Below are 19,298 nucleotides of genomic sequence, written 5' to 3'. Positions count from 1 at the left end.
GGAGTTGGAGCACACTCCAACGCAAGCGTCCCCGCCTCACACCCCCGCCCTCGCCGCGGCGCGGATCGCCGCCTCGATGCGGTCCACGTCGAGCCGCTCCGCCGGTGGAAGCGGCGAAGACGCGCGGTCGCGCAAGCACGCGGCGGTGCGCAGGAGCAGCGTCGCACGGCCGGCCCGGCCCGCGAGCACCTCCGCGCCGGCCAGCCCCTCCAGGGCCAGCGCACGCGCGCGGGGGTCGCCGGCCTGGCGGGCCGCCGTGAGCGCGCGCAGGTGCATCGCGCGGGCGCCCGGGGCGTCACCCCGCTGCTCGGCCACGAAGCCGAGCTCGGCGAGGACCAGGTGGTTGCCGGCCTCCGAGGAGGTGCGCGCGTACCAATCATGGATCGCGCCGAGCCGGTCCTCGGCCTCGTCGAGCTCCCCGGTGCGCCGGGCGCCCAGGGCGAGGCCCAGCTCCGCGTGGATCTCGCCGAACCGGAAACCCTGCTCGGCCGCCACCCGTCGCGACCGCTCGTGCAGCGCGCGGGCCCGGTCCCAGTCCCCGGCGAGCAGCGCCAGCCGGCCGAGGCCGGACAGGAACGTCGAGGTCAGGGCGGCCAGGCCCAGGTCCTCCGCCAGCCGCAGCCCCTCGTCGAGCAGCCGTGCCGAGCGCGCGTAGTCGCCCTTGACCTCGGCGAGCGAGGCGAGGGCGGAGACCGTCTGCAGCTCGCCCCACCCGTCCCCGAGCCCCCGGAAGGCGGACGCGCTCTCCTCGCCGTCGCGCGCCGCCTCCGCCAGCTCGCCCCGGAGCAGGCCGTGCGTGCTGCGCAGGGCGAGCGCGGCGGCCTGCTCCCAGACGCGTCCGGTCGCGCGGGCGACGGCCAGGGCGCGCTCGGCCAGCTGCTCGCTGCGGCGCAGGTCCCCGGTGTTGAAGGCGCCGTACGCGAGGAGCCACAGCACGCGTGCCCGCGCACCGCCCTCCTCGGGCACGCCCTCGACCTCGAACGCGTCGGGCCCCAGGCTGCTTCCGCCGTGACCGCACAGCAGCCCGAACGCCGCGTGCAGGGCTCGCGCTTCGGCGACGACCGGGCCGCCCCGTCCCTGCTGGCCGCTCGCGTCGACGGACTCCAGGGCGGCCCCGAGCGTGCGCAGGCCCTCGGCGAGACGGCCCGACAGCAGCCAGTACCAGGCGAGGGCGGTCGCCAAGCGCAGCGTCTGGTCCGTCCGCCCCCGGCGTACGGAGTCGTCGAAGGCGGCCCGCAGATTGGCGTGCTCCTCCGCCAGTTCGCGCAGCAGTACGCGCTGCCCCGCGCCCCGCAGTTCGGGGGCGGCCCGCTCGGCCAGGGCGAGGTAGTGGGCCCGGTGCCGGTCCCGTACGGCCTCGTCGTCGGCCATCTCGTAGAGCCGCTCCCGCGCGTACGCGCCGACCGACTCCAGAAGGCGATAGCGCTCGCCGGCGCGCACCACCAGGGACCTGTCGACCAGCCGGGCCAGCAGGTCCGGGACGTCCGCGCCGTCCACGCCCCCGCCCGCGCAGACCGCCTCGGCGGCGGCCAGGGTGCAGCCGTCGTGGTGGACCGCCAGGCGCCGCAGCACGATCCGCTCGGGCGCGGACAGCAGCTCCCAGCTCCAGTCGATCATCGCCCGCAGCGTCTGCTGGCGGGCCGGAGCACCACGGCGGCCGGAGGCGAGGACCCGGAAGCGGTCGTTGAGCCGGGCCGCCAGGTCGCGGGTGCCCAGGGCCCGCACGCGGGTGGCGGCCAGCTCCAGCGCGAGCGGAATGCCGTCCAGGCGCCGGCAGATCTCGGCCACCAGCTGCCGGTTCTCCGGCCCCAGGACGAAGCCGGGGGCGCCGGCCGCCGCCCGCACCGCGAACAGCGCGGCCGCGTCGTCCGGCCGCAGCGGTTCCACCACGCGCAGCGTCTCGCCGGGGACGCCCAGCGGCTCCCGGCTGGTCGTCAGGACGCGCAGGTCGAGCGCCCGGGGGAGGAGGTGCGCGGTGAAGTGGGCGACGGCTTCCATGAGGTGCTCGCAGTTGTCGAGGACCAGCAGCGCGCGCCGCCCGCGCAGGGCCGCCACCAGGCGCTCGACGGCGGGCGCGGGCCGGTCCGTGACGTCGTCGCGCACCCCGAGGGCCGCCGCCACGGCCTCCTCGACGACCGCGCCGCTGTCGAGTCCCGCCAGCTCCACCAGCCAGACGCCGTCGGGGAACCGTCCGCTCACGCGGGCGGCGACGTCCAGGGCGAGCCTCGTCTTGCCGACGCCCCCGGGTCCGACGAGCGTGACGAGCCGGTCGCGGTGGAGGGCCTGCTCGACGTCGTCGAGATCGTCCGCACGACCGATGAGGTCTCCGAGGGGCCGGGGCAGGTTCCCGGGAACAGGGGGAGCAGGGGTGGATCCGGCCGCCGGGGTACGGGAGCTCGCGGGCGGGCGGCCCGCTTCCTCGCCCGACTCCCGCCGAGGCGGTCCCCCGGTCGGCAGGGGTTCGCCGCGCAGGATCAGTGCGTGGGCCTCGCGCAGCTCCGGGCCCGGGTCGACGCCCAGCTCCCGGGCGACCCCGCGGCGCGCCTGTTCGTACGCCGCAAGGGCCTCGGCCTGGCGGCCCGCGCCGAACAACGCCCGCAGGTGCAGGGCCCGCAGGCGCTCCCTGAGCGGGTGACGGGCGGTCCACGGCGCGAGCTCGTCGGCCAGGCCCCCGTGCGCGCCCGCTTCCAGGAGGGCCGTCGCCCGGTCCTCGACGACGGTGACCCTCTCCTCGTCGAGGTTCGTCGCCGCTTCCCGTACGAACGCCTCGTCGGCGAAGTCCGCGAAGGCCTCACCCCTCCACAGGTCCAGCGCCTGGTCGAACAGGTCGGCACGCGCGGCCGGTTCCGCTGTCGTACGAGCCCGCGCGGCGAGGGCACGGAACGCGAGCACGTCCGACTCGCCCTCGCGCAGGACGATCCGGTAGCCGCCCGGGCCGTGCGTCACGCGGTCCCTGCCCAGGGCGCGGCGCAGCTGGGAGACCTTCACCTGGAGGGCGTTGGCCGCGTTGCGCGGGGGCGCGTCACCCCACAGGTCCTCGGCCAGCCGGTCCGCCGTCACCGGCCGCCCCTCGTGCAGCAGCAAGTCGGCGAGGAGAGCACGAACCTTCGTCTCCGGCACCGTGACCGGATCCCCCTCGCCGTTACGGACCACCAGGGGACCCAGCACACCGAACCGCATGCCAGGAACGGTAGCCGAGCCCACTGACAACGCCCGGGCCCGCCCCTCAGGAATCCCTCAGCGGACCCTCAGCCCACCATAGGGGCCCTGGACCAGGGTCGTACCCGAAGCGGCCGGGCGACCGACCAGCCGCTCACGGAACCGAGAACGCACCGAGAACGCACCGAGAACGACCTGAGGGAGCACCCACCATGAGCACGTACACCGGCAAGAAGGCCGTCGTCATCGGCGGCACCATGGGCATGGGCCTGGCCATCGCCAAGCGGCTCGTCGAGGGCGGGGCGGAGGTGCTGCTCACCGGCCGCAGTCCGAAGAACCTCCAGGCAGCTCGCGACGCGCTGGGGCCCGGGGTGCGCGTGGTCGCGTCCGACCTCGCCGACATGGCCGCGGTCCGCGCTCTCGGCCCGCTCGTGGAGCGCGAACTGGGTCACGTGGACCTGCTGTTCGTGAACGCGGGCGTGTCCGAGCTGACGCCGTTCGCACAGACGACGGAGGAGGAGTACGACCGTACGTTCGCGGTGAACACCAAGGGCGCCTACTTCACGGTGCAGGCCCTGCTGCCGTTGTTGCGTGCCGGAGGGTCGATCACCTTCACCACGTCGGTCGCGGACACCACCGGCAACCCCGGGATGAGCGTCTACTCGGGCAGCAAGGCGGCCCTGTGGTCGTTCGCGCAGGCGCTGGCCTCCGAGCTGGTGGCGGCGGGGGTGAGGGTGAACGCGGTGTCGCCGGGGTTCATCGACACCGAGGGTGGTGGCGTGCGCGGGCTCACGGAGGAGGGCCACCGGGCCTTCAAGGAGCTGGGTGACCGGTCGACGCCGATGCGGCGGCACGGGACGGTGGAGGAGGTGGCGAAGGCGGCCCTGTTCCTGGCCGTGGACGCCACGTTCACCACGGGGTTCAAGCTGGCGGTGGACGGCGGGATCGGGCAGCACGTGGCCGTGCCGGAGTAGGCGCGGCGTAGGGCGGGATCACCCGGGTCCCGTCCGTCCGTGCTGAGAATCGCCGGACGAGCGCTGTCCGTGCGTCGACTGTACGGACCACAGCTGTACGGACCACAAGTGCGGCCCCTCGACCACGAGTACGGCCCCTTCACTGCCCACCGGGGGCGGTGAAGGGGCCGCGGTCCGGCCTTCGCCCGTCACACGAGGGCGACGACCAGCAGGGCGAAGGCGGCGATGATGACGGCGACGCGGATGTAGTGGTAGCGGTCCCAGCGCTTCATCTGCTGCTGCCAGTCGGCGGGCCGGTTCTCGGGCGTCCAGGTCTTGCCCCGGTTGTTGATCGGGACGAGCAGCAGGAGCGACATGACGACGCTGAGGACCAGCAGCCCGGCGGCGGTGACAACGAGGCCGGTGCCCTGGTCGTTCCATCCGACGATGGCCCATGTCCCGGCCAGGACGAGCGAGCTGATGTACCAGAAGGGCATCGCGGCGCCGAGCATCCGGCCCCCGTGGGAGCGGGCCTGCTGATTGCTGTCCTCAGGAAGGGCGCTGAAGATCGGGTTCATGACAAAGGCGACGGCGAACTCCACCCCCACCATCAGTCCGACGGACACGGTGGTGATGACCTCGAGTGCGCTGAGCATGGCGTCCCTCCCAGGATCTAGCGTTGCTAGCTGATGGGGCAACGCTAGCCCTTCTGTCGCTCGCTTGTCTAGCGGTGCTAGGATTCCCATCATGTCGGTACAGGAACGCAAGCAGCGCGAACGGGCGGCCCGGGAGCGGCTGATCGTGGCCACGGCCCGTGAACTCGCCGAGCAGCAGGGGTGGGAGGCGGTCACCACGCGCCGGCTCGCCGAGCGCATCGAGTACAGCCAGCCCGTCCTCTACAGCCACTTCCGCGGCAAACGCGAGATCATCGGCGCCGTGGCCCTCGAAGGCGCCTCCGATATGGCCGCGGCGGTGCGGGTCGCGACGTCGGCCGCCGAAGGGCCGCGCGAACGGGTCGCCGCCCTCGCCCGCGCCTACCTCGACTTCGCCGCGCGCAACGCGGCGGTCTACGACGCCCTCTTCCTGCTCGACGGAGGTCTCGCCTACGCGCGCGAGGACACGCCGGAGCCCCTGAAGGACGCCTTCGCGGCGCTGATGGAGACCCTGGGCGAGGCCGCGGGGGAGGGGGTCGAGCCGGGGATGTTCACCGAGGTGTTCTGGGCGGCCCTGCACGGGATCGCCACCCTGACCCGGGCGGGACGCCTCCCGCCGGAGTACACCGAGCAGAGGGTGGAACTCCTGGTGGACCGGCTCGCCGCGCTCTGACGCGCCGTACCGGCGTACGGAACGGAGGGCCGGTCCGCGCGAGCGGGCGGCGGAGCCGGACGGCACACCGGTTTCGCGGGAGCGAGCCGGGCAAGGCGGAGGCCGTGAGGGACGAGGGAGCAGTCACGGTGGCACGTCGGCGAACCGCCGGGCACACCTGACGGCACCGAGCCCGAACCTGCTCGTCCGGCTTCACCGACAAGGGAGTTACGACATGTCCGCCTCGCTCGTGGAAACCGTCGACCTCGAAGCGCCCGTCTCGGTCGCCTGGGCGCTGTGGGCCGACGTCGCCCGGTGGCCGTCCTTCCTGAGCCACGTACAGCGCGTCGACCCCCTGGACGGGCAGCGGTTCGCCTGGCAGCTGCGGCTCCCGGGAGCGGACAAGAACTTCGTCGCGGAGATCACCGAGGCGATCCCCGAGGACCGGATCGCCTGGCGCACCGTCGAGGGCGTGGAGCACGCCGGGGTCGTGACCTTCCACCGCCTGAGCGACACGACCAGCCGCGTCACGCTGCAGATCGAGTACGACCCCCACGGCTTCATCGAGCGCCTGGGCGCGCTCACGAACCTGGACTCCACGCTCGCCAACTACGACCTCGGCGAGTTCCAGAAGCTGGCCGAGACCACGGCCGCCCTGTGATGCGCCCGACCGTCGCCCACGGCACCCCGACGCGGACGCACGAGGGGCGGAGCGCGTACGGAAGTTGGGTACGGCGGCATCCACTGGCCACCCTGACCTCGGCCTTCCTGGCCGTCTACCTGCTGATCGCCGCCCTCACGGCCCTGTTCGGGGCGAACGCCCAGGAAGCGTGGCTGCTGCCGTTCACCGGGATGGTCGCGGGGGCGCTGGGAATGAGCCTGGCGCGCGCCAGGCGGCACCGGCCCGCGAGGAAGACCTGAGCCGCGCGGGGGTCGACTCGCCCGGGAACAAGGGGAGTTCGACGTCCTCGGGCTCGCGAGGCCCCCTCGGGCCTTGACGGGCGGGGGCTGTTGCCCTGTCATCGTGAGGGGGATGACAGGGGACAACAAGGGCGGGGGACGTGATGGCGACAGAAGGCCACGAGGGATCCGATGCCGAGCCGGTGCGCGACGAGGGGAGCCCGGGCCCGGAGCCGCATGCGCTCCCGGAGACCCATATGGCGCCTGGGGCCCGTACGACCCCAGAACTCCATGTATCCCCAGAGCCGCCTGCGGCGAAATACGTCCCGGGCAGGGGTAGTTGGGCCTCGGAGAACGTGCCCGTGATCATCCTGGCCCTCGTCGTCCTGGTGCTGATGATCGCGGGTGGGCTCTCGAACGATGATGTCACGTGCCCCGGGGGAGCCACCAGCTGCGGCGAGCCCTAGGATCGCGGCACCCCATCTCGTACGCCGCCGCAGGCGCCCCACGGAGGAGCACCACCATGCCCGTCCGGGCCCACGGACGGACGACGACGCGTGAGGAGGCGGGTAGCCGTCGCTGATGGGCGCGTACGTCGGTACGTACGCTTCCGGCCTCGTACGCGCGCGGGTTCACGCCCGCTTCGTCGGCCCCTCTGAGGCGGTCGGCCCTCCTGGCGCGGTCCCTCCTGGTGCGGTCCCTCCTGGGTCGGGGCTGATGCCCCGCACGGCCAGTGAGAGCAAGCGGTGTGCTTCGGCCGCGGGATCGGGGCGCTGCTCCGTGGCGAGCGCGATGCCCGTGACCATCGCGATCAGGTCGGTCGTGGTCACGCCGTCCGTCACCGCGCCGGCCTGGCGGGCCCGCGTCAGCAGGGGGTCGACCGCCGAGCCGAGCCGGGCCGAGCAGGCGTTGACGTGGTCGGTGTCCCCGGCCCCGTCCGGGAGCAGCGCGTCCGCCATGCCACGGGCGGACGCCGCGTAGTCGGTGAGCGCGGTCAGCCACTCAAGGAGCGCCGCCCGTGGGTCGTCGGCGACTGTGAGGTCCGTGGCGCGGACGCACAGGGCGTCGATCCGCTGGTCGAACACGGCCTCCAGGAGGGCCCTTCTGCTGGGGAAGTGCCGGCGCACCGTGGCCGATCCGACTCCGGCGGTGCGCGCGACCTGTTCCAGGGAGGCGTCCGCCCCGTGCGCGGCGACCTCCGCCTCGGCGACGGCCAGGATCCGCGCGTAATTGCGCCGGGCGTCGGCGCGCTGGGTCGTCATGGGGGCGTCTCCGTGCTTGCTAAGTGGCGGGGCCCTCCGTATCGTACTCGAGCATAAACGGCGGGCCCCGCCGTTTATCTGGAAGCCGATCGAGGAGCCGTATGAGTGCAATGGATTCCGCCCCCGTCCTGGTGGTCGGCGCCACCGGTCAGCAGGGAGGTGCCACCGCCCGGGCGCTGCTCCGTGCGGGCACCCCGGTCAGGGCGCTGGTCCGTGACCCGGGGACCGCCCGGGCCGAGGAGGTCGCGTCCTGGGGCGCCGACCTGGTCGTCGGCGACCTGGACGACCGCGACTCGGTGCGCCGGGCCGCCGAGGGGGCCCGCGCCGTCTTCTCCGTCCAGATGCCCGACGTGAACGGCCGCGGGTTCGAGGGCGAGGTGGCCCAGGCCGCCCACCTCATCGAAGCCGCACGGGCCGCCGGGGTGCCGCAGTTCGTCCACACGTCCGTCTCCGGGGCGGGTCAGCACGTGAGTTGGGTGAAGGGCGAGTGGGCCTGGCTGGGGCCGTACTACCAGGCCAAGGCCGGCATCCAGGACCGGGTCCGCGAGGCGGGCTTCGAGCGGTGGACCCTGATCAAGCCGGGCTTCTTCATGGAGAACTTCCGTCCCCGTACGGAGATCATGTTCCCGCGAGGGATCGAGGGCGGCCTGGTGAGCCTGCTCAAACCGGCGACCCGACTGTCTCTGGTCGCCGTGGACGACATCGGTACGGCCGCCGCCGCGGCCATCGCCGCACCGCACCGCTTCCACAAGGTCGAGCTCGAACTGGCGGGTGACGTCCTGACGATGACCGAGATCGCCGCGACGCTGTCCCGCGCCTTGGGCGTCGAGCTGACCGCGCCCGACCTTACGCAGAAGGAGGCAGTCGCCGCAGGCATGCCGAGCATGGGCCTCGCACAGGCCCACATCAACGAATCCCCGCAGCCGGCCCGGCCGGAGTTCGCCCGCGAACTGGGCCTGCCCACGACGACCTTCGAGACCTGGCTACGGGAGCACCTCGCCGACTTCCGGTGACGGCGCGCTGCCGTCCCGCGCCCTGGGTGTGGCCTGCGGGGTACGGCTCATGCCATCGGCGTTCGGCCCGATGGGCCGCCGCCGGTGATCATCGAATTCACCGCCGCCACGCGGTGATCCAGCTCGGCGGCCGGAATGTCGACGATCTCGAAGCCGAACGCGCGGTAGCTCTCCTCGTGGATCTTCTCGAAGACCAGGGACTCCTCGAAGCTGATCCGCCGAGCGGCTGTCGGCGCGCAGAAGCCCAGGTTGCGGACGAAGAGCACCTGCGGTTCGTAGACGCCCTCCGAGGTGATCCGTTCGAGCTCCGCGGCCAGCGCCGTAGTGACCGGCCGCTCCAAGTAGGCCGCGAGGGCGTGGGTGCAGACCGGTGACCTGTCGAACACCTGAAGGTCTCCGGTGGCCTCCAACTGCCGTTGTCGTTGCAGGGCCACGACCTCGTCGACGAAGGACGTCCGCGCCCAGGGTTCGTCCTCACCTCGCGCCTGCGCTCGCGCGATGACGGCTGTCGCCGCCTCCTCGACCACGCTGTGGCCGAGTGCGGCCAGGCTGTGAAGGATCGACGTCTTGCCCGAGCCGGGCGTGCCGGTGAGAACGTAGCGCCGCATGTGCGGGGGGTTCCTTTCGTGTGCACGGGTGGTGCGGGGGCGTGCGGACGGACCTGTGCGGCATCGGGGAACGCGGCCAGGCACGATATGAACGCAACGCGCTACGGCCTGCGGTGGTGGGCCATCATCGGACACTGGAGCGCACACGCTCCGGTCCCGCACCCGCCTGAGGACCCACCCGCATGGGCCGGCGGAGGCGGCATCTGCGCCTAGGGCGGCACGAGTTGAGGAGGGCGGAGTCCCTTGGTCCCACAGGTGTTCCCACGAGTGTTCCGACAGGGAGACGGCCCGGAGTCGATGGTCGCCGGTGATCGGGGCGGACCCGGCGCGGGCGTACTGGCGTCGGCCAAGCCGCGCGTGACCGTGACGATACACGCCGCGGACGCGATGCTGCGAACGGGCGTGACCCAGCAACTGGTGTCCCAACGAGACCTGTTGGTCCTCGCCGACCACGACTCCGACACCTCCCGCGCGGACGTGTCGCTGGTGGTGGTCGACCGTGTCGACGACGACACACTGCTGTTGCTGAACCGCCTGCGACACCAGCGCACCGCTGTCGGCCTGATCGCCAGTACCCTCGGGGCCGGCGCGCTGGAGCAGGTGATCGCCAGCGGCGCGCACGCCCTGCTGCGACGGGCCGAGGCCGGGCCCGAGCGCCTGGCCGCCCTGGTGCGCGCGGCAGCGGCGGGGGAGGGCATGCTGCCCGGCGACCTGATCGGCCAGCTCATCGCCTACGTGACGCGCCTCCAACAGGCCGCTCCCGAGAGCGCGCGGTCCCTGGCCACGCTCACCCGCCGCGAGGCCGACATGCTCGGCCTGGTCGCCGAGGGGTTCGACACCCGGGAGATCGCGGCCAAGACCTCCTACTCGGAGCGCACCGTCAAGAACGTCCTGCACGAGGTGACCACCCGTCTGGACCTGCGCAACCGCACCCATGCGGTCGGCTACGCGCTGCGGCACGGCCTGATCTGAGCCCGCCCGGCGCGCACTCTTCGCTCTTCGCTCCTCGTTCCACACGGCTCGAACCGCCACATCAGGCAGCCGATGTTCAAACGTCTGATGTTTGTGTACGGTACTTCCATGAAGCGCATCAGTGCACCGCGACGGGTCGCCAGCCTGTCCGCTCAGCTCGTGGACAGCCTCCGCTCACACATCGAGGCGGGTGGCTGGCCCGTGGGGACGCGGATCCCACCGGAACCGGAACTGATGGAAGAGCTCGGCGTCGGGCGCAGCACGCTGCGCGAGGCGATCGGCGCGCTGGTGCACCTGGGGCTGCTGGAGCCCCGGCCCGGGGACGGCACCTACGTCCGCTCGTCGAGCGAGCTCCAGTCGGTCATGGTCCGGCGGGCGAGTTCCGCGCAGCGGGACAACGTACTGGAACTGCGGACGGTGCTCGAGGAGTACGCGTCGGGAGCCGCCGCCCTGCGCCGCAGCGAGAGCGAGCTGCGGCAGCTGCGGGAACTGCTGGCCGACGCCGACGCGGCCAGCGACGGCCAGGACGTCGCGGCGGCGGAGAGCGTCGACGCGCTGTTCCACCGGGCGGTGGTGCGGGCGAGCGGCAACGACCTGCTGGTCGAGGTGTACGACCACCTCGGCACGGCGCTCACGTCGTCCCTGGGCGGCATGCCCTGGGACGCCGCCCACGCCGCCGAGCACGCCCGGCTCCACCGGCGGCTGGTGGACGCGATCGAGGCCCGGGACACGGGCGGTGCGCGTGACGCGGCGGCCTCCATCGTCCAGCTCACCCACGACCACGAGACGGTCGCCCCGCACGCGTCGGAGGAGGAGTGAGTACGGCGCCGGGCCCGGCGCCCCGGCAGCGCACCGTTCCTGGAACGACTGGGTCAGCTGGAGCGGGCGGGACCCCCGTGATGGCGGAGATACCCGACGCCCTCACGGTGACGCCCACCGAAGCGGCGACCCCCGCCCCAAAGTCCACCTCCGCCGCGACCGTCCGTGCATCCGTCGGGCTCGTCGTCGCCATCTGCCTCGTGGCGGCGAACCTGCGCACGACGCTCACCGGTGTCGGCGCGCTGCTGCCCGACATCGTCCACGGCAGTGGACTGACAGCGAGCTGGGGCGGATTGCTGAGCACCCTCCCGCTGCTGACGTTCGCCGCGACGTCCCCCCTGGTCGCCCGCGCGTCCCATCGGCTGGGCAGCGCACGCCTGTTGGTGGTGGCGCAGGGGGCGCTGATCGTCGGGACGGTCGTCCGGTCGCTCCCCTCCGTGGTCTGCCTGTTCGCCGGTACGGTGATCCTTTCCGCGGCCATCGCATTCGGCAACGTACTGCTGCCCTCCCTGATCCGGCGGAGCGTGCCCGCGGAACGCGTCCCGAGCGTCAGCGCCCTCTACGTCACCGTCATGGGCCTGATGGCCGCGGTCTCCTCCGGGATCTCCGCACCGCTGGCCCGCGCGCTGCCCGGTTCCTGGCACACCGCGCTGGCCTGGGGGATCGTCTTCACCGTCGCGGCGCTGCTCGCCTGGCTGCCCCGGATGCGCGACGACGCACCGCGCGCCTCCGCCGAAGCGGCCCACAGCCCGGTTCCCTGGCGGTCACGGCTGGCCTGGCAGGTCACCTTCTTCATGGGCCTGCAGTCCCTGGCCTTCTACACCACCGTCGCCTGGCTCCCCAGCGTCCTGGCCGACCGGGGCATGAGCAGCACCACCGCCGGCTGGACGCTGTTCTACTACCAGGCGGTGTCCCTGGCCGCCAGCAGCCTCCTGCCGCTGCTCACCCGCGGCCGGAGCGACCAGCGCTGGACGGCGGCCGGGGCCTCGGTCCTCGTGTCGGGTGGCTTCGCCGTCCTGGTCGCGGCCCCCCAACTGGCCATCGTGGCCTGCACCTTGCTCGGGATCGGTGGCGGCGCGTGCCTCGTCCTCGCGCTCACCTTCCAGAGCCAGCGCGCCGGCAGCGCGGGCGAAGCCGCCGCACTGGCGGGCATGGCGCAGTCCATCGGCTACCTCGTGGCGGCGGCAGGACCCCTGCTGCTCGGCATCCTGCACGACACCACGCGGGGCTGGACGCTGCCGCTCGGGGTCCTGGCCGCCATCGGTCTCGCCACGGCGGTCGCCGGACACGGCGCGGGACAGGACCGGCACATCACCCCGCCCTCCCGCTGACGCGACCGACGTCCCCTCAGGCCAGTGCTCCACCCCGGGGGCGCGGCGCGCCGGGGAGGCGGAAGTGGGCGACGACCTGCTTGCCGGTCTCCGTGACCGAGGTCTCCAGATACGTACAGAGCAGCGCCACCAGGCGCAGGCCGTGTCCCCCCGGGAGCGCCCGGTCGTGGTGCTGGGGACGCGGCCGCCGTCGGGAGCTGTCACGCACCGTGATCCGCAGGGTCTCGGAGGGCGGGTCGATGTCCAGGACCAGGCTGCCGGGCCCGGGAGCGAACCGGACCGCGTTGGTCACCAGCTCGCTGACGATCAGCTGGGCGTCCTTGCTGGCCTGCCCCTCGGGACCGTATCCGGCGCGGGCCAGCAGTCGGCGCGCCGCGTCACGCGCCTCCCCGATCAGCTGTGGCTCGTCGTCCCAGCTGATGGTGTGGCTGAGGGGGTCGTCGGGAGCGGTGGGTACGGGTTCCGTCGAAGGTGGGGCCATGAGGCAGTTTCCGTCGGCTGGTCCGCTTCGGGCGATCGGCGGTGGCCCTGGTGGGCCGTTGTTGCGCGTACCCCGTGTCGTCCGCTCGACTCGTGCGTCTGTCTGCACGGCGCATTCAGTCGGTGCTCATGCGTCGTACGGATCACCGTGTGCCGCGCGTTGAGCCGTCGCCTGTGGTCCGTACGGATCGGTGCGTGCTGTACGTTCAGCCGCTGCCTGTGGTCCGTACGGATCACCGCTCGCCGTCCGTTCAGCCGCCGCCCGTGCTCGACGGCTGTGCGGGGCAGCTGGTGTCCCCGTTCGGCAGGCGGCCGGTGGTCAGGTAGGCGGTCACGGTGTCGTTGCCGCACCTGTTGGCGCCGAAGAGGTAGGCCCCGTGGCCGCCCTGGTCGACGGTCACCATCCGGGCCCGGTTCCCGAGCGCCTGCCGCATCCGTCGGGCGCCGGACAGGGGAGTGGCCGGATCCCGCAGGTTCTGGATCATGAGCACCTGGCCCGCGGGCCCGTCGCCGGTGATGCGTACCTTCTTCTCGACCGGTGCCTTCCAGTAGGCACAGGGCCTGATGGTGGCGGCGGTCGGGCCGTACATCGGATAGCGGGCCCGGTCGGCGGCGACGTTGTCCTCATAGGTCTTGAGGTCGCGTGGCCACGGGGTGTCGCCGCAGATCACCGCCAGGTGGGAGGCCTGGAAGTTGTCGCCCGGCGCCGCTCCGCCGCCCTGACCGGGGTCGCTGAGCGGCTGGTCCGTGTCGAGCTTGTGCCAGATCCCGGCGAGCGCCGGGAACGTGCTGTCCGATCGCAGCAGGCCCGAGGTGAGTGCGCGGAAGGTCGCCCCGTCGGTGCCCTGCGAGGGCTTCCCGTCGAGCCGTTCGGCGAGCTGGAAGTACTTCTCCCGCACCGCGCCCGCTGTCGCCCCGAGCTGGTATTGCGCCGCGTGGCCCGCGGCGTAGGCGGCGAAGTCGGGGAAGCGGGCCTCGAAGCCCTCTCCCTGCCCGCGCAGCGCGTTGATGTCGTACCCCTCGGGCGGGAGGCTGCTGTCCAGGACGAACCGGTCGGCGCGGGTGGGGAACAGCGTGGTGTAGACCGCGCCGAGATAGGTGCCGTACGAGGTCCCGTAGTACGAGACCTTCGGCACGCCCAGGGCGGCGCGGATCCGGTCCATGTCGCGCGCGGTGTTCGCCGTCGTCATGTACGGCATCAGGTCGCCGGTCCGCGAGGCGGCGCACGCCTCGGCCAGTTGCTCGGCGGTGCGCGCCTGCTCCGCCACGTCGGCCGCGTCGCGCGGGCTCGGCGGGTTCGACGCGACCGCGCTCTGCTCCGGGGTGAGACCGCAGGTCAGCGGCGTGCTGCGGCCGACGCCCCGGGGGTCGAAGCCGATCACCTGGTAGGCGTCGAGGACCGACGGCGGAAGGGGAGTCGCCACGGGCGTCGGGCTTGCGAGCCCCGGCAGTCCGGGGCCGCCCGGGTTCAGGAGCAGGACGCGCCGCTTCGCCGGGTCCGCGCCCTTGGCGCCGGTGCTCGCGGGCCGCCGGGACAGCGCGATCTGGATCGTACGTCCCTCGGGAGCGCCGTAGTCCAGCGGAACCCGCAGCTCCGAGCACTCAAGGACGCCCTTGGCCGGACCGGGGCACGCCGTCCACCGCAAGGGCGGCTGCCTTTCCGCGTCCGTACGTGATGCGGCCTGCCGCAGCTCACCCGTGGCCGTCGACGGCTGCCGGTCGGCGTCCGCCGTCGCGAGGAACGTGGTCCCGGTGGCCGCGATCGCGAGGCCCCCGACGGCGAGCGCCACGGCCAGGGGCTTCCGCATGGCAGTGCTCCTCGCGTCGTGGGATCCAGGGCCCACTCTGGCCGAGGCGGCGGGGCACTGCCATCCGGACGTCACCGACGGAGTGACGACCTCCGGCACGTCAGGCGCTACCGCCCGTGAGGTGCCACTGCCCTTCGGGCGCCACCCCTCGTAAGCCGCCACCGCCCGTCAGGACCCACCGCCCGTCAGGACCCGCCGCCCGTGGAGCCGCCGTGGCCGAGGCCGGACCACTGGGACTGCACCCGGCGTCGGACGACCAGGTCCACCGGGACGTCCGTGGCCGCGAGCACCTCCCGCAACCGCTCGTGCAGGAACGCTGCGTCGGTCGTCGCGGCGAGGAGCGGGGAAGGACGGACCAGTCGGCCGTTCTTCAGGAGCACGCACAGGGTGACCTTCAGGAAGTCGGGTTTCCTGCCCTTCTTGTAGGACTCCGTGACGGACTGCTCGATCCAGATCCGCTGTACGTCGGCGAGCGGTCGCGGCGGGTCCGTGCGGGAGCCCCGGACGAAGGTCATGGTCTCCGCTCCGGCGGCGGGCGAGAACCGCAGCCGGGTCGTGTTCCGGTACGCCTTGTACGCGAGGGCGAGGGTGTTGACGACCAGGCCCAGCGCGGCGGCGATCCCGACCGCGGCCCAGATCCGGCCGGGTGACTGTTCGAAGCCCATCGCCATGACCAGGTAGACCGGCGCGCCGTAGAGCGCTCCGGCCGCGAGCGACCCGAAGGCCTCCTCCAGCCAGCGCCGGGCGGCGCGCGGGAGCCGCCCCGCTTCCCCGTCGAGCACCACGTCGACCACGCCGGGGTGCGAATGGTCGACCCGCACGAAGTTCATGGCACGACGGTAGGGGGCGCCACCGGTTCCGGGAAGAGCGCCCACACGCCGTGGCCCGTGACCAGTGCGACGGTCGGTGCGGCTGTGTTTACCCGGAGTTTGTGCGCCGCTCAAATCCTACGACAAATGAGATGAGGTCTTGACGTTCCAGCTTGCACAAGCCAGATTGAGCGGCGTTCTAAAGCGTGAAGGATTCAGTACGGCCGGAACGACCAAGAGGTGGACATGCCGATAGAACAGCGCGGGGTCGACACCATCCCCGACGCGGAGCGCGCCAGCGGACCGCGCGACCTGATCACGATCCTGCTCGGCTCGAACCTCTGCCTCGGCGTCATCGTCTTCGGCTGGCTGCCGGTCTCCTTCGGCCTCGGCTGGTGGGCCGCCCTCACCTCGGTGGTCACCGGCACCGTCGTCGGCACCGCCCTCACGGCCCCGCTCGCACTCGTCTCGCTGCGCACCGGCACCAACCTCTCCACCTCCTCCGGCGCCCACTTCGGCGTGCGCGGCCGGCTGGTCGGCTCGGTGGTGGGCCTGCTGCTCTCGCTCGGGTACACGGCCCTGACCGTGTGGATCGGCGGCGACGCGATGACGGCGCTGCTGCACCGCCTGTTCGGCATGCCCGTGAACGGCGTCTCGTACGGGATCGTGTACGCGCTCCTCGCCGCGGCCAGTGCCGTCGGCGCCGTCTACGGCTACCAGCTCCTGCTGCGCCTCTCCCGGGTCCTCGCGGTCGTCATGACCGCGCTGCTCGTGCTGGGCGTCATCGCGTACGCCCCGCACTTCACGACCTCGGCGCTGCCGGAGGCCGGCGGCTACGCGCTGGGGTCGTTCTGGCCGACCTGGCTGCTGTCGGTGGTCGCCGCAGGGCTCTCCGGGCCGATCGCGTTCATCACCCTGCTCGGCGACTACACCCGCTACGTGTCGCCCACCCGCCACACCCCGCGCTCGGTGCTCGGAGCGACCTGGTTCGGCCTGATCGTCGGCCTCCTGGTGCCGCAGCTCTTCGGCACGTTCACGGCGTACGCGGCGGGCGCCGCCCTCGACTACGCGGGCGGCCTCGTCGCCGCCTCGCCCGGCTGGTACCTGGTGCCGCTGCTCGTCGCCGCGTGCGCGGGCTCCGCGGGCAACGCGGGCCTGATGCTGTACTCGATGGGCCTCGACCTGGACGCGATCCTGCCGAAGGCCTCCCGGGCCCGCGCCACGTACACGGTCGCGGCGTTCGCCACGGTCTGCGTCTTCGTCGGGCACTACGCCTGGGACGCGCAGGACGCGATGACCTCGTTCGTGCTGCTGCTCACGGCGATCGGCACGCCCTGGGCGGTGATCACCCTGATCGGGTTCGCGCGCTGCCGGGGCGTGTACGACGCCGACGCCCTGCAGGTCTTCAACCGCCGGTCCCGGGGCGGGGTCTACTGGTACCGGGCCGGCTGGAACCCGCGGGCGACCGCGTCCTGGGCGCTCGGCGCCGTGGTCGGCCTGCTCGCCGTGTCGCTGCCGACGTACCAGGGGCCGCTGCTGTCGCTGACCGGCGGCGTGGACTGCAGCTTCCTGCTGTCCGGGCTCGTGGGCGGCCTCGCCTACCTCGCCCTGACGTTCCGTACGCGCCACACCGCCACGGACACCACCGCCGCCACGGACACCGCCTCCGCGCCGCGGCGGGAGGCCGAGGGCGTCACGGGCTGAAGGCGCGTCCCGTACGGATCGCCGCCCCGTCGCCCCGTACGGATCCCCGCCCCGTACAGACGCACGGGTGCGGCATCCGTTGCGGTGCCCCGGGGCGGCGGGCAGGGTGGACGGTGACCGTGTCGCCGTACCCCGGAGGACCGCATGCTCGGCACCGAGTTCCGTACCGGATCGCCCAACTGGCTCGACCTCGGCAGCCCGGACACCGCCGCGGCGGCCGCCTTCTACGGGGCGGTCTTCGGGTGGGAGTTCGTCTCGGCGGGCCCGGACGCCGGCGGGTACGGGTTCTTCCGGCTCGACGGCAAGACGGTGGCCGCGCTCGGCCCGCTCACCGAGGAGGGGGCGCGCTCCGCGTGGATGGTGCACTTCCAGAGCGCCGACGCGCCCGCCACTGCCGAAGCCGTCCGGGACGGCGGCGGGACCGTGCGGATGGAGCCGATGGACGTCATGGGCGAGGGCTGGCTGGCGCAGTTCACCGACCCGCAGGGCGCGCAGTTCGCCATCTGGCAGCCCGGCAAGACGGGCGGCATCGAGGTGGCCTCCGCGGAGAACTCCCTGGTGTGGGTGGAGCTCCACGTGCCGGACCCGGCCGCGGCGCTCGACTTCTACGCCGGGGTGTTCGGCTGGCGGCACGCCGAGATGCAGGCGCCGGGCATGACGTACCGGGTGGTGAGCGTCGCGGACGGGGACCAGGAGGACGGCTCGTTCGGCGGAGTGGCACCGCAGGACGTGGAGCCGGGCGAGCCGGGTGACGGGTCGGCGGCGGCGCGCTGGGTGCCGTACTTCCACGTGGTGGACGTGGACGGTGTGGTCTCGGCCGTCGAGGGCAGCGGCGGCACGGTGCTGATGCCGGCCGCGGACGTGCCCGAGGTGGGCCGGATCGCCTGGGTCTCCGACCCGGCCGGGGCGGTCTTCGCTCTGCTCAAGCCCGACCCCCGGATGTGATTGGGGCGGCGGCCCGCGCGTCCGGCGGGAAGCGCGACGCGGTTGGATGGGCGCATGGACGACGGCAGGGGCAACGGCCCGGATGAACGACGGGCGCGCCCGTGAACCGCTTCGGCGGACCCGGCGACGGCCTCGACCTGACCAACGGCGCCACCGAGGTCTTCGTCGAGGTCATGATGCTCGCGGTCAGCGCGCTCGCCCGGGAGCCGTTCCAGTACCGCTTCGCCGCGCTGCTGGCCGCGCAGGACCAGAACATGGTGGGGCGCGGCTGCGTCGGCTTCGACCTGGACGAGGTCGCCTGGGGGACCACGGCCGAGGAGCGGGCCGGGGTCAGGGACTTCATCCTGAGCACGGTCGACCTCGCGGCGCGGGAACACCGCTGGGACGAGCTGGGGTACGAACCGCCTCACGCCCAGGGCTACTTGCGCCGCTTCCGGCACATGGTCGAGGCGTTCGACCCCGCTCGCGCCGAGCGCGCCCCCGGACGGGGCGCCGCGCCCGACGACGACGCCCTGGCGATGTGCGTACGACACCGTGTGCTCGCACTCGCGGAATGGCACGGCTACTGCGCGTTCTGCACGCGATGACCGCGTGGGCCGCGCCCGGCCTTGGGCCGGGCGCGGCGTACTGACGCGGTCGTCAGGCTCCGGAGGAGGATCCGGTCACGCCTTCCACTGGACGTCGGTGGCGCGCAGCGCGTACTGGCCGCAGTCGCCCTCGAACTTCCACTGGCCCTTGCCGACCCACTTGCCGTAGTGCGTCTTGTTGGCGCAGACGGTGACGGTGCGGGCCTTGCCGCGGGTGACGTGGCAGCTGGCGGACCAGGTGGAACTGCCGGTCTTCCAGTTCTTGCAGGTGTAGCCGTACTGGTTGGCGCTGGCCGATCCGGGCAGGGCGACCAGCAGGCCCCCGGCGAGGACGGTGGTGGCCGCGGCGGCGCTGAGGCCCCGCATGACGCGCTTCATGGTGCGTTCCTTCCAACGGCTTCGGTGCGTGTGCTGCGGCCCGGCCGGTAAGGTCCGCGACCGCCCGTATGAGTGTAGGGGCCAGTTAAATCGGCCGTATGGGCGGGGTGGGGTGACGCCTCGTCACTTGCCTTGCCCCGGGGCACCCTTCCGGGCTCCGACAGGCACCCGGCTAGGGCGTGTCTGATGGCTCTTGTCCGGAGGGTGGATCTGCTGCTGTTCCGGGCAGGGGCCTGGCATGGTGCGTCGGCATGAACTGAGCAAT

The 19,298-nt window shown here is 72.9% G+C and carries 19 protein-coding genes; 11 read left to right on the top strand and 8 right to left on the bottom strand.

The window, feature by feature from the left end:
- Window positions 1–36: 36 nt before the first annotated feature.
- Window positions 37–3,180, bottom strand: a complete 3,144-nt coding sequence (locus ABT160_RS36955; RefSeq protein WP_351652496.1) for an AfsR/SARP family transcriptional regulator — start codon at window positions 3,178–3,180, stop codon at window positions 37–39.
- Between the two features lie 191 nt (window positions 3,181–3,371).
- Between ABT160_RS36955 and ABT160_RS36950 the strand changes: the two genes are divergently transcribed.
- Window positions 3,372–4,133 (top strand): SDR family oxidoreductase, encoded by a 762-nt coding sequence (locus ABT160_RS36950; protein WP_351652494.1) that lies wholly within the window; start codon window positions 3,372–3,374, stop codon window positions 4,131–4,133.
- 188 nt (window positions 4,134–4,321) lie between these two features.
- Here ABT160_RS36950 and ABT160_RS36945 read toward each other — a convergent pair whose 3' ends face one another.
- Window positions 4,322–4,768, bottom strand: a complete 447-nt coding sequence (locus ABT160_RS36945; protein WP_351652492.1) for an anthrone oxygenase family protein — start codon at window positions 4,766–4,768, stop codon at window positions 4,322–4,324.
- 91 nt (window positions 4,769–4,859) lie between these two features.
- On the opposite strand from ABT160_RS36945, the gene ABT160_RS36940 reads away from it, so the two are divergent.
- The 3 genes from ABT160_RS36940 to ABT160_RS36930 all read left to right on the top strand — a co-directional run bounded on the left by ABT160_RS36940 (window position 4,860) and on the right by ABT160_RS36930 (window position 6,338).
- On the top strand, window positions 4,860–5,438 hold the full coding sequence (locus ABT160_RS36940; protein ID WP_351652490.1) for a TetR/AcrR family transcriptional regulator: 579 nt from the start codon (window positions 4,860–4,862) through the stop codon (window positions 5,436–5,438).
- Window positions 5,439–5,652: 214 nt separating this feature from the next.
- On the top strand, window positions 5,653–6,078 hold the full coding sequence (locus ABT160_RS36935; protein WP_351652488.1) for an SRPBCC family protein: 426 nt from the start codon (window positions 5,653–5,655) through the stop codon (window positions 6,076–6,078).
- On the top strand, window positions 6,075–6,338 hold the full coding sequence (locus ABT160_RS36930; protein WP_351652487.1) for a hypothetical protein: 264 nt from the start codon (window positions 6,075–6,077) through the stop codon (window positions 6,336–6,338). The genes ABT160_RS36935 and ABT160_RS36930 overlap by 4 nt, the downstream gene beginning before the upstream one ends.
- 611 nt (window positions 6,339–6,949) lie before the next feature.
- On the opposite strand, the gene ABT160_RS36925 is transcribed toward ABT160_RS36930, so the two are convergent.
- Entirely contained in the window at window positions 6,950–7,579 is a 630-nt protein-coding gene (locus tag ABT160_RS36925) for a TetR/AcrR family transcriptional regulator (protein ID WP_351652485.1), read from the bottom strand.
- Window positions 7,580–7,680: 101 nt separating this feature from the next.
- Between ABT160_RS36925 and ABT160_RS36920 the strand changes: the two genes are divergently transcribed.
- Window positions 7,681–8,592 carry an NmrA family NAD(P)-binding protein gene (locus ABT160_RS36920; protein WP_351652484.1) on the top strand — a complete coding sequence of 304 codons (912 nt, stop codon included), beginning with the start codon at window positions 7,681–7,683 and terminating at the stop codon, window positions 8,590–8,592.
- A gap of 47 nt (window positions 8,593–8,639) precedes the next feature.
- On the opposite strand, the gene ABT160_RS36915 is transcribed toward ABT160_RS36920, so the two are convergent.
- Complete coding sequence (locus ABT160_RS36915; protein ID WP_351652482.1) at window positions 8,640–9,200, bottom strand: AAA family ATPase; 561 nt, start codon at window positions 9,198–9,200, stop codon at window positions 8,640–8,642.
- 267 nt (window positions 9,201–9,467) lie between these two features.
- On the opposite strand from ABT160_RS36915, the gene ABT160_RS36910 reads away from it, so the two are divergent.
- From ABT160_RS36910 to ABT160_RS36900, 3 genes are all read left to right on the top strand, one after another.
- Entirely contained in the window at window positions 9,468–10,172 is a 705-nt protein-coding gene (locus ABT160_RS36910) for a helix-turn-helix transcriptional regulator (protein ID WP_351652480.1), read from the top strand.
- Window positions 10,173–10,280: 108 nt separating this feature from the next.
- A complete protein-coding gene (locus ABT160_RS36905; RefSeq protein ID WP_351652478.1) occupies window positions 10,281–10,991 on the top strand; it encodes a FadR/GntR family transcriptional regulator in 711 nt (236 codons plus the stop codon).
- Window positions 10,992–11,071: 80 nt separating this feature from the next.
- Window positions 11,072–12,322, top strand: a complete 1,251-nt coding sequence (locus ABT160_RS36900; RefSeq protein ID WP_351652477.1) for a CynX/NimT family MFS transporter — start codon at window positions 11,072–11,074, stop codon at window positions 12,320–12,322.
- Between the two features lie 16 nt (window positions 12,323–12,338).
- On the opposite strand, the gene ABT160_RS36895 is transcribed toward ABT160_RS36900, so the two are convergent.
- The 3 genes from ABT160_RS36895 to ABT160_RS36885 all read right to left on the bottom strand — a co-directional run bounded on the left by ABT160_RS36895 (window position 12,339) and on the right by ABT160_RS36885 (window position 15,440).
- The gene (locus tag ABT160_RS36895; protein ID WP_351652475.1) at window positions 12,339–12,803 is read right to left on the bottom strand and encodes an ATP-binding protein; all 465 of its coding nucleotides are present in this window, start codon (window positions 12,801–12,803) and stop codon (window positions 12,339–12,341) included.
- Window positions 12,804–13,053: 250 nt separating this feature from the next.
- Window positions 13,054–14,610, bottom strand: a complete 1,557-nt coding sequence (locus ABT160_RS36890) for an alpha/beta hydrolase (RefSeq protein ID WP_351652473.1) — start codon at window positions 14,608–14,610, stop codon at window positions 13,054–13,056.
- A 185-nt stretch (window positions 14,611–14,795) separates the two neighbouring features.
- Window positions 14,796–15,440 (bottom strand): hypothetical protein, encoded by a 645-nt coding sequence (locus ABT160_RS36885; RefSeq protein ID WP_351652471.1) that lies wholly within the window; start codon window positions 15,438–15,440, stop codon window positions 14,796–14,798.
- Between the two features lie 225 nt (window positions 15,441–15,665).
- On the opposite strand from ABT160_RS36885, the gene ABT160_RS36880 reads away from it, so the two are divergent.
- The 3 genes from ABT160_RS36880 to ABT160_RS36870 all read left to right on the top strand — a co-directional run bounded on the left by ABT160_RS36880 (window position 15,666) and on the right by ABT160_RS36870 (window position 18,655).
- Window positions 15,666–17,123, top strand: a complete 1,458-nt coding sequence (locus tag ABT160_RS36880) for a cytosine permease (protein ID WP_351652469.1) — start codon at window positions 15,666–15,668, stop codon at window positions 17,121–17,123.
- Window positions 17,124–17,267: 144 nt separating this feature from the next.
- Window positions 17,268–18,068 (top strand): VOC family protein, encoded by an 801-nt coding sequence (locus ABT160_RS36875; RefSeq protein WP_351652467.1) that lies wholly within the window; start codon window positions 17,268–17,270, stop codon window positions 18,066–18,068.
- Window positions 18,069–18,169: 101 nt separating this feature from the next.
- Window positions 18,170–18,655: a hypothetical protein gene (locus ABT160_RS36870; protein ID WP_351652465.1), complete on the top strand. Its 486-nt coding sequence runs from the start codon at window positions 18,170–18,172 to the stop codon at window positions 18,653–18,655.
- Window positions 18,656–18,730: 75 nt separating this feature from the next.
- On the opposite strand, the gene ABT160_RS36865 is transcribed toward ABT160_RS36870, so the two are convergent.
- Window positions 18,731–19,033, bottom strand: a complete 303-nt coding sequence (locus ABT160_RS36865) for a hypothetical protein (protein ID WP_351652463.1) — start codon at window positions 19,031–19,033, stop codon at window positions 18,731–18,733.
- Window positions 19,034–19,298 lie beyond the last annotated feature (265 nt).

This window comes from Streptomyces sp. NPDC001941 (assembly GCF_040296945.1).
Taxonomy (GTDB): Bacteria; Actinomycetota; Actinomycetes; order Streptomycetales; family Streptomycetaceae; genus Streptomyces.
This window is presented reverse-complemented; position numbering and strand designations above follow the sequence as displayed.

What these genes read in the sequence shown, in the direction of transcription:
- ABT160_RS36900 (WP_351652477.1), top strand. Translation starts at nt 11,072, where the DNA reads ATGGCGGAGATACCCGACGCCCTCACGGTGACGCCCACCGAAGCGGCG.
- ABT160_RS36940 (WP_351652490.1), top strand. Translation starts at nt 4,860, where the DNA reads ATGTCGGTACAGGAACGCAAGCAGCGCGAACGGGCGGCCCGGGAGCGG.
- ABT160_RS36895 (WP_351652475.1), bottom strand. Translation starts at nt 12,803, where the DNA reads ATGGCCCCACCTTCGACGGAACCCGTACCCACCGCTCCCGACGACCCC.
- ABT160_RS36875 (WP_351652467.1), top strand. Translation starts at nt 17,268, where the DNA reads ATGCTCGGCACCGAGTTCCGTACCGGATCGCCCAACTGGCTCGACCTC.
- ABT160_RS36885 (WP_351652471.1), bottom strand. Translation starts at nt 15,440, where the DNA reads ATGAACTTCGTGCGGGTCGACCATTCGCACCCCGGCGTGGTCGACGTG.
- ABT160_RS36880 (WP_351652469.1), top strand. Translation starts at nt 15,666, where the DNA reads ATGCCGATAGAACAGCGCGGGGTCGACACCATCCCCGACGCGGAGCGC.
- ABT160_RS36925 (WP_351652485.1), bottom strand. Translation starts at nt 7,579, where the DNA reads ATGACGACCCAGCGCGCCGACGCCCGGCGCAATTACGCGCGGATCCTG.
- ABT160_RS36915 (WP_351652482.1), bottom strand. Translation starts at nt 9,200, where the DNA reads ATGCGGCGCTACGTTCTCACCGGCACGCCCGGCTCGGGCAAGACGTCG.
- ABT160_RS36865 (WP_351652463.1), bottom strand. Translation starts at nt 19,033, where the DNA reads ATGAAGCGCGTCATGCGGGGCCTCAGCGCCGCCGCGGCCACCACCGTC.
- ABT160_RS36905 (WP_351652478.1), top strand. Translation starts at nt 10,281, where the DNA reads ATGAAGCGCATCAGTGCACCGCGACGGGTCGCCAGCCTGTCCGCTCAG.
- ABT160_RS36950 (WP_351652494.1), top strand. Translation starts at nt 3,372, where the DNA reads ATGAGCACGTACACCGGCAAGAAGGCCGTCGTCATCGGCGGCACCATG.
- ABT160_RS36945 (WP_351652492.1), bottom strand. Translation starts at nt 4,768, where the DNA reads ATGCTCAGCGCACTCGAGGTCATCACCACCGTGTCCGTCGGACTGATG.
- ABT160_RS36890 (WP_351652473.1), bottom strand. Translation starts at nt 14,610, where the DNA reads ATGCGGAAGCCCCTGGCCGTGGCGCTCGCCGTCGGGGGCCTCGCGATC.
- ABT160_RS36920 (WP_351652484.1), top strand. Translation starts at nt 7,681, where the DNA reads ATGAGTGCAATGGATTCCGCCCCCGTCCTGGTGGTCGGCGCCACCGGT.
- ABT160_RS36955 (WP_351652496.1), bottom strand. Translation starts at nt 3,180, where the DNA reads ATGCGGTTCGGTGTGCTGGGTCCCCTGGTGGTCCGTAACGGCGAGGGG.
- ABT160_RS36935 (WP_351652488.1), top strand. Translation starts at nt 5,653, where the DNA reads ATGTCCGCCTCGCTCGTGGAAACCGTCGACCTCGAAGCGCCCGTCTCG.